Source organism: Nitrosarchaeum sp. (genome assembly GCF_025699065.1).
In the GTDB taxonomy this organism is placed as follows: Archaea; Thermoproteota; Nitrososphaeria; order Nitrososphaerales; family Nitrosopumilaceae; genus Nitrosarchaeum.
The window spans coordinates 223,991-237,216 of the sequence record NZ_JAILWF010000001.1 but is presented as its reverse complement, the minus strand read 5'-3'; the positions used below and the strand labels follow the sequence as shown (position 1 = coordinate 237,216).

The 13,226-nt window shown below is 33.1% G+C and carries 12 protein-coding genes; 7 read left to right on the top strand and 5 right to left on the bottom strand.

Annotated features, from left to right (window positions below):
* Positions 1-10: 10 nt before the first annotated feature.
* A complete protein-coding gene (locus K5782_RS01485; RefSeq protein WP_297463444.1) occupies positions 11-463 on the bottom strand; it encodes an SET domain-containing protein-lysine N-methyltransferase in 453 nt (150 codons plus the stop codon).
* A 137-nt stretch (positions 464-600) separates the two neighbouring features.
* On the opposite strand from K5782_RS01485, the gene K5782_RS01480 reads away from it, so the two are divergent.
* Positions 601-1,098: a HEAT repeat domain-containing protein gene (locus K5782_RS01480; protein WP_297463442.1), complete on the top strand. Its 498-nt coding sequence runs from the start codon at positions 601-603 to the stop codon at positions 1,096-1,098.
* Positions 1,099-1,142: 44 nt separating this feature from the next.
* Here the strand turns inward: K5782_RS01480 and K5782_RS01475 are convergent, their stop codons facing one another.
* The 4 genes from K5782_RS01475 to K5782_RS01460 form a co-directional block, all read right to left on the bottom strand.
* Complete coding sequence (locus K5782_RS01475; RefSeq protein ID WP_297463440.1) at positions 1,143-1,982, bottom strand: helix-turn-helix domain-containing protein; 840 nt, start codon at positions 1,980-1,982, stop codon at positions 1,143-1,145.
* A 227-nt stretch (positions 1,983-2,209) separates the two neighbouring features.
* On the bottom strand, positions 2,210-3,124 hold the full coding sequence (locus K5782_RS01470; protein WP_297463439.1) for a type II secretion system F family protein: 915 nt from the start codon (positions 3,122-3,124) through the stop codon (positions 2,210-2,212).
* A gap of 3 nt (positions 3,125-3,127) precedes the next feature.
* Complete coding sequence (locus K5782_RS01465; protein WP_297463436.1) at positions 3,128-4,039, bottom strand: type II secretion system F family protein; 912 nt, start codon at positions 4,037-4,039, stop codon at positions 3,128-3,130.
* A 1-nt stretch (position 4,040) separates the two neighbouring features.
* A complete protein-coding gene (locus tag K5782_RS01460; protein WP_297463433.1) occupies positions 4,041-5,657 on the bottom strand; it encodes a type II/IV secretion system ATPase subunit in 1,617 nt (538 codons plus the stop codon).
* A 138-nt stretch (positions 5,658-5,795) separates the two neighbouring features.
* On the opposite strand from K5782_RS01460, the gene K5782_RS01455 reads away from it, so the two are divergent.
* The 6 genes from K5782_RS01455 to K5782_RS01430 all read left to right on the top strand — a co-directional run bounded on the left by K5782_RS01455 (position 5,796) and on the right by K5782_RS01430 (position 13,219).
* On the top strand, positions 5,796-6,914 hold the full coding sequence (locus K5782_RS01455; RefSeq protein ID WP_297463676.1) for a hypothetical protein: 1,119 nt from the start codon (positions 5,796-5,798) through the stop codon (positions 6,912-6,914).
* Positions 6,911-7,420 (top strand): hypothetical protein, encoded by a 510-nt coding sequence (locus K5782_RS01450; protein WP_297463432.1) that lies wholly within the window; start codon positions 6,911-6,913, stop codon positions 7,418-7,420. Before K5782_RS01455 ends, K5782_RS01450 begins: the two co-directional genes overlap by 4 nt.
* 22 nt (positions 7,421-7,442) lie before the next feature.
* A complete protein-coding gene (locus K5782_RS01445; protein ID WP_297463674.1) occupies positions 7,443-8,126 on the top strand; it encodes a hypothetical protein in 684 nt (227 codons plus the stop codon).
* Complete coding sequence (locus tag K5782_RS01440) at positions 8,123-9,898, top strand: hypothetical protein (RefSeq protein ID WP_297463430.1); 1,776 nt, start codon at positions 8,123-8,125, stop codon at positions 9,896-9,898. Before K5782_RS01445 ends, K5782_RS01440 begins: the two co-directional genes overlap by 4 nt.
* 99 nt (positions 9,899-9,997) lie before the next feature.
* Entirely contained in the window at positions 9,998-10,585 is a 588-nt protein-coding gene (locus tag K5782_RS01435; protein ID WP_366069254.1) for an archaellin/type IV pilin N-terminal domain-containing protein, read from the top strand.
* Between the two features lie 33 nt (positions 10,586-10,618).
* Complete coding sequence (locus K5782_RS01430) at positions 10,619-13,219, top strand: hypothetical protein (protein ID WP_297463424.1); 2,601 nt, start codon at positions 10,619-10,621, stop codon at positions 13,217-13,219.
* The last annotated feature ends 7 nt before the right edge of the window (positions 13,220-13,226 follow it).

Below are 13,226 nucleotides of genomic sequence, written 5' to 3'. Positions count from 1 at the left end.
TGTGTTTGTTTCAAACTGTTTTTATTATTGCATATTTCCTAACAATCTTAACACAGTTCTTACTTCCACAGTTACAGTTAAAGACTTGAAATGGATTCATAAATGGTAAATAATTCCACGTGATCTCTTCATCTTTTTCAATATCTCTTGCAGCAATTATTGCGTTTGGATCCTCTTTAGGAAAATCAATTGTGTTTGGTTCACAACTATGGTTCATTAATCTTGTATCATCAATATCCATATGATAATAATCTCCAATTTGATAACAATGGTTTATCCAATCTTGTCTTTCAATATCGTTTAGTTTTTCAAGTTCCGACATGTGAATTGTTTTTACATATTTTTCACTTGATATCCAAATTATTTCGTCTTTGAATATTTTTTCTTTAGCAAATAACCCAAAACGACTAATTCTTGAAATATCGCGTTTTTCAATTTTCTTGTTTAACATTTTATGAGTCATTTTTATTTAATAATCTTAGATAAACTTTTGCCGTACGTTATTTTCATTCATGGTGTTGGCGTTTAGAGCCTACCTTTATTATTCTCATATCTTATTAATTCGGTAGTTTTAAAAACCATTAGTTTCCAAATGTGAGAATGGGAATAGAATTACTTGATGAAAACAAGATTCGTTCACTGCCATCTAATGAGCGATTTTTAAAATGTGAACAAATACTAAAAAATGAAACTGATGAATCAAAACGCTGGGATGCTGTTTGGTTAATTGGTGAACTAGCAGAAAATAAAGATCAAAGCGATCCTTTGTTTCAAAAAGTTTCTGATGTTCTTGAATGGGTACTACAAAATGATTCTAACGGTGTTGTAAAACATGAAGCATGTTTTCAAGTAGCTGCAAGAAACATGAGAAATAAAATTCCAGTATTGGTGAATACTGCATTGCATAACCAAAGTATCTTGGCTAAACATGAAGCCATTGAATCGCTTGGATTGATGCGAGCATTTGAAGCTGAATCATTGATTAAAAAAGCACTAGATGATCCTAGTCCTGATGTCCGAGAAACCGCATTATTTGTTCTCAAGAGGTTTGAACGTGTACGAAACCAGGGTGATTACAAAACCTATGAAATACTATAATTTTAATCCATCATTACAATTTTTTTAAATTTTAATTATGTATTTTATTTTTTAATATAATTTTTTACATCAAGTGATGTTATTGGTTGTGCAGTATCCCACAAAAGACTACACAGACTATGTATGTTGCTTACCATCTCAGATGAATTTGTACACAAAGAAAAATCTGATTCTGAATTTGAAGACATTTGACTAGCAGCTGTTGAATCTGACATGATCATTTGTTTATCTTTCTGAACAACCATTCTTCCCTTTGATGGTAATTTACAAATTTTAGTTTCAGTTGCGTTGAATCTTTTAACAAACGAAATTAATTTTGGATCATCTAGTTCTACAAGTAATCTCACTTTACCCCCTTTTTTTTCACACACGGTGATCTTTTCAGGTATCGCACTATGATACATTCTGGAAATATCTTCAAGTGTAGTTGAGATGTATATTATTCCTGACGAGTTTTCAATTAGCTGTGCAATGTCTGCATAAATATTTCCCCTTCCTTGTACCACTCTAAATGTAGGCACGTTTGTGCCCTGTTTAGTTGTAATTTCACTATTGATTTTTTCAATAATTGCTTCTCCATCTTTTTTAATTCTGTTTACTTCATCTTCTTTTTTTCTTAGTGCAATTTTTAATGCATCTTGTGGTTCTGCAGCAATACATAATTTAGGACTAGATAATGTTGTTGAAATTATGTTTCTGCTTACTAGCTTGTCTACCGTTCTATACATTCTTGCTCTGTCTATGTCCAGCTCTTTTGCTAGTGCACTTGCTGTAATTGGTCCAGCCCGTAATAAATTCAAATATACTTTAGCTTCTAGTTCATCCAGATCCAAAATCATTTCCAATTCTGATGCAATGCCTGTTATTTGATCTTGAAATGTCATCAAATTAATTTCTCTCCTGTTTTTCTTGCATGAGGATTTTTTGTGTGATTGCATTTAGCACTTGCGCATAATTTCCCAGTTTGATCGTTTTCATCTATGTCTAATGACTAATCGATGAGAACTAAAGGATCAGTGTGTTAGATCATCTACTAACAACTTGTTGAATAAAATTTTATGACTGTTAATTACATTTCATACATTTGTAATCAAAAATGTCTGAAATGAAACTATGATACATTAAATGCAATTACTGCCATGATTATCATTACCACAACGTGTTTTGTTCCTGCAACATACGACCCAGATCCTATCTTTCCTGCAGCTACTCCTCCAAAGACTGCTTCAATTATTGCCATGTTAAATAACGCTGATTCTAATTTTGATACATCTAAATCTGCTAATGATCCAAACAATCCATCTTTTCCACTACCTGCAGCTAACAGTCCATCTTGAACTTTTTCAATCTCAGTAAAAAAGCTAGTAGTTAGTAATACTGCAACTGCTAAAAACACTGCAAATGAAATGTAAATTGTATATGTATATGGTTGCAAAGCTGACTTTCTACTTTTTTCAATGTTTTGCATCTCTGAGACGTGTTTTTGAATCATCTCCAAGTTCTCACTTACATCTCCTCCTATCTTCATGGCCATCTCAAGTAGTACAGTTACACGTCGTGATACTCTTGTGCCTGTTCTCTTTGCAAAATTCTCAAATGCGTCTTCTAATGGCGTTCCCCAACTGATGTTTGCTTTAAGATTCTTTAATTCAGGAGTTAATGCTCCCAAGTTTCTATCTGCTGCTTGTTCTATTGCTTTGATAAGATTGGAGCCGCTTTGAACAGAACTTAGTAATGCTAATAAAAATACTGGCATGTTCCTATCTACACTATCTCTTCTTTGCACTTCTCTTAATTGATGAATTGTTAATGGAATGACTCCAACCATGATTCCAAATATTATCCCGACATCTTTGATCATAGTTGATTCAACTACACTTGAGATTTCTAAACTAATTACAATTACACTAATTGACGCAACAATTGAAAACATGATTGATTTTACAATCTCATTTTTTAAAATGGACTTTTTTGGCATTATTTCATTTGTTGAAATCTCTTTTTGGTTTCTATCAATTTTTTGCATGTTTTACCTCTTTGGCACCATGGTATCCATCATTACTAACATCAATACCCCACTTAGTGGAATTACTGCAAATGTCAGTATGTTCATTAGTGTAAGCAAGTCAAAACCTCCTAAACTTGGACTCATAATGCCCATGATTGATAACATGATAACTGCAAGCAGTGGAAATACTATTAAGAGAATTGTGTATATTTCTGCAACAGAACCAAGCGATTCTGTAGTTTTTTGTAATAACATCTTTTTTTCTTCTAGCTGAACTTTTGCCGTAGCGTTAAAGTATTCTTTCAAATCCCCACCTGATTGAGATGTAACAATAGCTCCTTCCAGTAATTCTGAATATGGTCCTGGTGGTGTTCTATTGATTAGATCTTTTACTGCTGTGATTAAATCCATTCCCAGAATCTCAATGTTTCTGGTAATGAAACGTGCATCCTTTACAATGTCTTCATCTGTCTCTTCTTTTGATATTGCTTTGAAAATATCTTCTAATGATAACCCACTTGTTGCAAGCGTCGACATGTATCCAATAAAATGTGGAATTTCTTCTAGCAGTTTTGTTGATCTGTTTTTTACTTTGACTGGAGGAATGATTTGCAAAACCCCAAATGTCATTGCCATTAAGACTAATCCTGCAATTGGTGGAAGAAGATAACCCACAATCACAGGTTGTATGTTGATTAATTGAGATGCCATTAGCCCTATTATTGCACCGCAAACTCCACCAATAATGCTAAAGAAAACCATGCTTGAAACGTATACTTCAAAAGGAATTGGCATCATTGCTTGTTTGATTGATTTTTCTAGCGGTTTGAATTTTGGATATAGAAATTTTATATGTTCATTAAGCAACTTGTAACTATACACATGAATGACTCCGACTGATTCTTCTTGTTGTTTTTGTTTTGTTTTTGTCATGTTACATCTCTAACCTCTTTCTTTCATAGTATCTTTCAGGATCCGAGTAATACTCCATGATGTTATTTGAGACTTCTTTGTGATCCCGAATGTCTTTTTTTGCCATCCATTCTAATGCTAGTCGTCTTTTTGTTAATTCATAATTGATCTTTTCATCCGTATCCCCGTCTCTTTCTTTTATTTTACTAAACACTACACTATCTCCCATGAATTCATGTCTGTCTTCTTTTGGATTCCATTTGAATATCTCATGAGTTTTAATTTCTCCAGTTTTTTCATCGATACCGTTTATTTCTGATACTTGAATTATTCTTCTTGCAGATTTTTCACCAATTCTGATTTTTAGCTGCAATGTAATCAAATCAAGACTGTTTGAAATGAGCGATTTTGGAACGTCCATTGGTGAAGATGTTAATCTTGTTAATGTTGCATCAACTGAATCCGCATGTATTGATGAAAATCCTCCGTGACCTGTAGCCATTGCCTGAAATAATGTATAAGCCTCTCTTCCTCTAGTTTCTCCTACAATAATTATATCTGGTCTTTGTCTAAGTGCTGCTCTGAGTAGATCAAATTGATTGATTTCTCCAATCTGTGTATCTGTAAAGCTCTGCCTTGAAACAGCTGGGATCCAATTTTCATGAGGTAGATTCAATTCTTGTGTGTCTTCTATGCTGACTACTTTTTGTCCAGGTCTGATAAATGTCGCAAGAGCGTTTAGAGCAGTAGTCTTTCCACTTGCAGTACCTCCTGCAATAAGCATTGTAGCACGTTTTTCAGCGAGATACCACATGTATGCCGCAATATCTACTGACATTGTCCCGAATTTGATTAAATCAATTACTGTAATTGGATCTGCTCTGAAACGTCTGATTGTAAATGTACTCCCTCTTTTTGTAATTTCATGACCTAATGTTAGATTGATTCTACTTCCACCCGGTAACGATGCATCTATGATTGGATCTGCAACTGATACATGTTTTCCACAAACATATGCCATTTTTCTTGCAAAATTATTTAACTCAGCTTCATTTTTGAAGATTATATTTGTTGGAATTGATTCGTGTTCTCTATGCCATACATAAATTGGAATGTTTGTCCCATCACAACTTATTTCTTCAATCATATGATCTCTCATAAGCGGTTCAATCTTTCCAAGGTATACAAAATCTCGAACTGCAAAATAATTTATCCTTTCGATATTTTTTGGTGGAATTTTTAATCTGTATTTTTTAATCATTATTGCGATTTTATTTTTTAGCCTTCTTTCTGCATCTTTTTTTGATTTAATATCTCCAAGTGATACTGAAAGTTCTGTCATTAACAGTTTTTTAATAATGTCAAAAGCTTTTTGGTCTCTTTCTGTTAATATTGGCTCTATGACTTGATATCTTAATCCTCCTTTTGCTGTTGGATCTTTTATTATTCCTGCATGAATCTCATTATTGTCCCAATCTAACTTTGAAAGTGTCATAAACTGTGGAACTTTCTTTTCATTTTCTTTAACATGTTGAGATTTCTCTTCTATCTTATTTTCATTTGATTTTACAATATTTTTATGCTCATATTGTATTTTTTGTACTGCTGAAATTTTATTCTTAAATATATTTAGCCTCATTTTTAGGTATTTTTATAACTGCTTTGTCTTTTAACGCTTGTTCGTTCATTTGAACAACATTTTGCTTTTACTGTGGTTTTAGTTAATACATGTAGCCATGGTATGTGTTACGCTCTTATCTTATGAGGTGTGTACTTGATGTTTGGACGAAAACCTAGTGGAACTAAATCCAAGCCTGATTCTAAATTTCCTCACGTTGGTGGAATCTCTTCATTTCTAAAAAAGGAGTCAGATACTATTGATGAACCTACAAAAGCAAATTTTGAGCCTGATTTGCCTAGGCCCTCAACTAGTAAATCTGTGAATCTGATTCAGGAGGTACAAAAATTAGATGATAAAACGATTAAACCATTTATTGATTATACTAAGGGTCACATCTACTATCCAATTCTGTCCAAAATAGGAGAACCTCATGACAATGTATTATATTTAGATGATCTAGTCTCAGATGGAATTTTAGCTAAACACATCTATGAAAAATTAATCGTCTGTCCATTACATCCTACAGTTTTTTCATCAAGCATGAGATTGTATTGCCCTAAATGTCATTCCATGAATGTAGAAAAATTAAACCTGTTTGAACATAAAAAATGTGGATATATTGCTGAAAGTAAAAAATTTGATTTTTCAAACATCGCGCATTCAATTTGTCCCTCTTGTATGAAAGAAATCAAAAATTTTGATAAAGAAATTCGTGTTCCTGCGATGTGGTATCAATGTGAAGATTGTGTAGAAAAATTTGATAATGCAGTTATAAAACTTCATTGTAGAAATCATGATCATGATTTTGATACCAATTCTGGAAAATTCATCACTACATTTTGTTACAAATTAAAGAATTCTGATATCTCTAATGTTTCTGATACAACTCAAATCAAAGATGAATTGATGAAATTGTTAAATGGTTTTAATTTTTCAGCTGAATTAAATGCTCGTGTTAAAGGGAAGAGTGGAAATGTACACGAAATTCCAATTTTTGGTAAAAGTAAATCAAATGACGATTCAATTTTAATTTTTATTAAAAATCAATCTTCAGGGGTAGATGAGTCTGATATGAATTCTGTTTTAATTCCTAAGTTGGATATTGATCCAAAAAATACTTTCTTTGTCACTGTATCTGATGTAAAAGATGGAGTCGAAAATTTAGCAAAACATTATGGAATAAACTTGATTTCTGATCCTGATTTTTCAAAAATTATTTCACGTGTAGAGGAATTTGTTTCTGTTTGGTATGCAAATAATGGTGGTCGTAAATGAAATACCCATTATCTAACTCCCTAAAAAAAAGACGTGCAGTAAGTCAAGTCATGGGCAGTGTTGTAATTTTGGGAGTTGTTACGTCTATTGGTTCTGTAGTTCTGTTTAATGGCATGAATCAAATCAATGCATTTTCATATGACTTGACTTTTCATGATAAGGCAAAAAATGAAGCATTTCGAGAAAATTTAATGTTTGAACATGTTCGATTTGAGCCTGGAACTGATCAAATCATATTGTATCTGGCAAATATTGGTACGACAGAATCAACAATTGAAAGTATAACCGTTGTAAAACTTAATACCCAAAATATTCTTGTGAATTGGGATGAGAGTGCTGGTACTACCATCCAGATAAAAGAATCAAGTGATCCTGTTATTGTCAATGCAAATCTAAATTCACAAACTTGGGATGATCCTTTATATCGTACATCTGAATATAAAATTTCTATTACCACCTCAAAAGGTAATTTCTTTTCTACTGTAGCTAGTCCGTACAACACATAGGATTGAAATGAAAAATTATTTGATGTTAAACTTGGGAAAACAATCTCATGGATCTAAACGGAGAGGCATCACAGATATTATTTCGACAATGTTGCTAATGGGAATAACTGTGACTGGTGCCACAACTTTAACTTATTTTGTAAACGATTCTTTTATCTCTGGAAATTTGGCTACTGCTTCATCATTAGATACTGCAACAAAATCAATCAAATTGTTGGGATATGATACACGCGATTCTACTACCTTGTTGCAAATATCTAATCTTGATAATCAATTTGATAATAAAATATGTGGTGATACATGTTCTGTAATAAATTCAGATAAACTTCCATCAAATGGAGGTTCTGAATTTATTATAATTAAAATTAAAAATAACAGTATTAATTCAGTTTTTTTGGAGAGTATTCAATTAAATAACGTCCCTCATCCTTGGGATATTCAAACATCTGGTGCTACTTTGAACACTTTACAAGATATCTCTTCTGGAGGTAACTATCCTCGCGATGGAATGTTTTCAATAATTTCTGATTCGTCAACTATTCAATCTGGTAATAATGAAATTAAAAGTGGTGAAACTGTTAATCTTTTGATTAAGCTTGGCGATGATGATTCAGATATTTTGTTAAATAAGGGAATACGTACTTTTCTAAATATTGGTAGTATTAGCCTTGTAGAATTTTTAATTGAGAGTGGTAATGCAAGATGATCAATATTTTATTACATACTTCAAATTCTAGGCGTGGAATTTCATCTGTTGTTGGTGCGTTAATTTTTACTGTTTTGATGATTGCTGGTTTTTCTGCAATGAGTCTTGCTCTTGATTCTCAAACTGATATTGTAAATACCCAAAGAGTGGTTGCGGATATTGAACTAAAAAAACAACAAGAACAATTTGGAATTGCAGTTTTTGCAGATGCCGATAATATTTTAAATGTCTCAGTTGATAATAATGGCCAAAACCCCGTAGAGATATCTCGTATATGGATTACAAATAAAACTCTGCCAACTCAACCTGCAACACCTTTTACTGTTACTTCTGATGATGCTTTTGTTCCAACTGGTTTTACATCCAATGTTTTGTCTACTCAATCACTTTACATGGTTCCTGATACATATGATGTCAAAGTAATTTCTACATTGGGTACTGTTAGAACTGCGGAACTAACTATAGGTACTGGACCTTCTTCTAATGGTTTGCGTGCAGAAATGATAACAAATCCTCCAGATGTAATTATTGGACAAAATGTAACTGTTGCAATGGTAGTGACTAATACTGGCTCGACAATTATTGAAGATGTTTCACCTGGTTCACTAACTGTTACTCCTGCACTTGCAGTTGTTGCATCCTCTTCTCCAATTCCAGTATCTGTTGATCTTACACCTGGAGAATCTGTTTTATTTTCTTGGGATTATACAATATCTGGTTCTAATGGTGATCCTGTTAATTTTTCTAGTTATGCTAGTGGTACAGAGCTTGACGGTCCTACTGTTATCAGCAATACAATTTCTGATGTAAGTACGTTGAGATTACCTACAGAAAGTACTGGAGGAGACCAAAATTATAATATCATAAATGAAGATTTACTTGCCAGACCAAAATTATTTTTGATAATTCCTTCTCCTCAAGGGGATTCAAATGATAAAGCATTATGGGGTATCAATGTAGCCAACCCTGTAAATGCTCCAATGGAAGTAAGTAAATTATCTATCACTGCATTTGCTCCTGGGGCAAATAACAATGATAAAATATTTGCTGCAAGTTGTGGAGCAGTTAATATTTTTCCAACTGGAACAAACAGCTGGAATTGCCCTTCTGAGAATGTAATTATGTGGCAAAATTACGCTAATCCTGTGGTGATTGCTCCAAACTCAACGCAGCAATTTCTTGTAAGAGTTTTACCAGGAACTATTGCTGGACAAAATATTTTAGAAACTGTAGTGGTACAGGCATCCGTATTTACAACAGTTGGTTCATTTGGTAAATCTGGATATCAGACTACAATGTATGATGGTACTGAAGTAATTGGTAATGTCTACCTCTCTAGTAATGTGGATTCTAGAAATAATGCCGATATACAATCTACAAGAACAGGAATAGTTCCAGGTAGTACTCAAACATTTAATATTGTTTTTGCTGATCTTGATACTAGCACAAGTACTTGGATAAAATCTGGAGCACAGTTAATTATCAATGTTCCAAAAGATTGGACTGATGTGCAAATTGTAAATAATTATGGTTTTGTAAATCCTCCAACAATTACTACATTTGGTGATGGTTCTACTCAAATAATAGGTGTAACCTCGACCAATTTGGGAGATGCATCTAATCAAGCAGATACCATCCAATTTAGTGCAAAAGCTCCTAGTGTGACAAATGATCAAATGTATGTGATGTATGTTTTAGCACAAGGGCAGACTACCAATAATTTTTCAATTGGCCCATTAAATGAGATTGTTTTACAAGTAAACGGTTCATAATTTTGTTCATTTTTAATTACAAATGCACACTTTTGCAAAATGTAGTGCATTTTGAACACAGATCTCTTTAACATCTTTTTTAATTTTATACAATCAAGAATGACATACATAACGTCAAAAAAACAAAAAATGACCTCTAGAAGAGCAGTTGCTCCAATCATTGCAACACTTCTTTTAGTCGCTATCGCAGTTGTAGGTGGAAGTATTGTCTTTGTGTTCTCACAAGGATTCTTTAGTTCTGCTCAAGTAAGCGGTTCCCCAAACATCGAATCTCTGAAATTCACTGGTTATGATGCCTCTGATGGTACTGATTTGTTAAACCACGATGGTACGACTTATTCTGCTGGTAATACTCCAGGTAATGGTCTTGTACTAGGCGAGGAAGTAACAGTCTATCTACAGAGTAATAGTGTTAGTAAAGTCACATTAGGTGAAATTAGATTTGGTGGCTCAGTGTATAATTACACTAGTGGTTCACCAACTAACGGTCAATACCGTGTTCTAACAGCTGGACCTGGATCTTTCTTAGGTACATCATCTGCTGAACTTCAACCAGGACAACAAGTATCAATAGTGATGCAGCTTGGTGAAAACATCAAAAATGGCAGAGATACCCAGTTCAAACTGACAACAGCTAATGGTGCAGTGTTTGTAGGGACAATTATAGCAGGTCAACAAAGTGGTTAACCCCACCTTTTTTACTTTTTATGGTAAACAAAAATGACTCACAAAAAATCTCTCATCTTTCTTTTAACAATTATTGTTCTATTGCCTTTACATTTACAATCTGCATCTGCTCAAAATCTTGATTCACTTACTGATTATTCTATCAAGTTATCAATTACTCCATCTCATATTGATGAAGGACAAGGCGTTCATCACATTGGATATATTTTCATTCTAAGTAAGAGCGGAACTCCGATTACATCTTCAAAAGATGTGACCTTTATGCTATCCTCTGATAAACCTACTTTGGTATCTGTTCCGGAAAAAATTATCTTAAAAGCAAATGAAGAGTATGCTTCATTTGATGTATTTGTTGGAAATTTGACAGGTAATGCTGTAATTACTGCATCATTAAACTCAAAAACATCTTCTCAAAAAATTCAGATAGGTAACAATGAAACTCATCTTCCAGATGATCTTATCTTGGAATTAAATTTGCCTTCAGATGACATGCATGTAAACTCTAAAATGCCTTTTTCTGTTTATTTGAGAACATCTGATAATTACATAATTAGAGCACCATTTGACGTAGATGTTAATTTAGAATATGAAAAATCCTTAGCTATGCCAAATTCTGATACTCTGACAATAAAAAAGGGTGAATATTATGCCTGGGGAACTCTTGAAACTCATCAAAAAGTTGGAAATACATTCCTACGTGCAATTCAAGATGAATCTAATTTAGATACTGCAAAAAGCATAAAGATATCTTCAACACTTCCTGCTTCTTTAACCATTAACGTTTTTCCAAAATTAATTAATGCTGATGTTAAAAAACAAATAGATATTTTTGTAAGTGTAGTTGATTCTGATGGAAATCCTACAATCACTCCTGAAGATATTAAATTAAATTTTTTCTCAAATGATCAATATTCAGTTGGTGATAAATTAGATGATACTATGAAAGAAGTAAAAACTGTAATTAAAAAAGGTCAATTTGGCTATTATCTCAGACAGAATTTAGATCTATCTCATTTACTTGCCAATGATATCAAAATCGGGGTTAGTGCAGAAGGATATGGAATTGCTACTGACACATTTTCAACAGTGGGAAAGTCAATTAACATTGATAATGATAAAATAACTGAAAAAGACATACAATTATTCATTCCAGAAAGAATTCCTAGTAATGCTACTAGTATTGTGACTTATCAAGTAATCGCAGTAGAAGAAGATGATGATGATGTTGATGAAAATGGAAATCCAATTACTGAAGAAACAGAAGATGCTGAGGATGAAGATATAATAATTTTAACTATAGATGATCTCAAAGACGGTGAATTTTATCCAATTCAAACAAATGAAAATTATTATGCTGATGGATATGTCAAAAAATTAAATGTTATCTCTGGTGATTCAAAACTAGTTACAATTAAGGACATTGGTAAAATTGAGGTTGGTAATTCTTTTGGTACTGCTACAATTACTTCGGGACAAAAAAGTGGACCTGTTTTAATTTCTGCATCTGTTCAGGGTGTGGGCTCTGATTCTGTTTTAACTGAGGTTGTAAATACACTTGAGCAAAAAGAAGCTAGAATTTTCTCCCCCACTGGTCAGAATACCATCCTATTTGATCGTGAGGGGAATTTTGATGTATTTTTGATTGCAATAGATAGCCAAGATAGGCCAAAAGTACTAAAACATGATTCAAAGTATCTTGTTACCCCTACCAATGGTATAATTGAAATCAAAAAAGATGCTACTTTTGCATTTGCAACACTTCGTAGTGATTCATTTACTATAACTGAAGATGAAAATTTTATTGATCTGAAAGTAGTCCCAATTGGAGAAGGTGCTGATTTATCCCTTGAAACCAAAAAAACCTTTGTTACTCAACCCTCATCTAAGATGATCGTGTTGCTTCCTGTGAATAAAATAAATGCAAATCATGACAAAAATTTCGGCATAGTGCAAATTGTTGATCTTCAAGGCAATCCAATTATTCCTACATATGATGTAAAATCCAAAATTACTTCATCTAAAGAAAGTCTAGTTCAGGTAATCGATGATGCTGTAATCCCCTCTGGTGTCTCTTATGCCTTATTTCCGATTGAAACTACTGGCGTAATTGGTAATTCTGTGATTTCAGCAAGTGCAAAAGGTGTGATCGGAACCGAATCTGAAATTAGCACTGATTCTTCATTGACAAAATTAAAAATATTCACAAGTGGTTTATCTGATCAAATTCCAGTTGATAAACCAGTTGAAATTAAATTATTTATCGATGATGAAAATGCTGAATCCGTTGCAGGCGCATCTATTAAAATAAACACAGATGGAAATTCTCTGGTTGTTCCAGATGTCATACAAACAGGTCCTGATGGGAGTGCAGTTGTTAGATTGACTGCGACAAACGGTCCTAGCATTTCATTGAATCTTATTGCAACTGCTGAAGGGTATTCTGAAGGAAAGGATACTTTAACAATTAATGTTGATTCTCCAGATAAAACTTTGAATACCGTGGATCTTGATTTGCCTGAATGGATTGTTTATGTAATTATTGCTGCAATACTTTTGATTGGTGTACTAGTCGTATTGTTTTTGAAAAAATCAAAAGCTCCACTTGAAGAAGATTGGGAAGAAGAGGAGCTTTAATTTAATA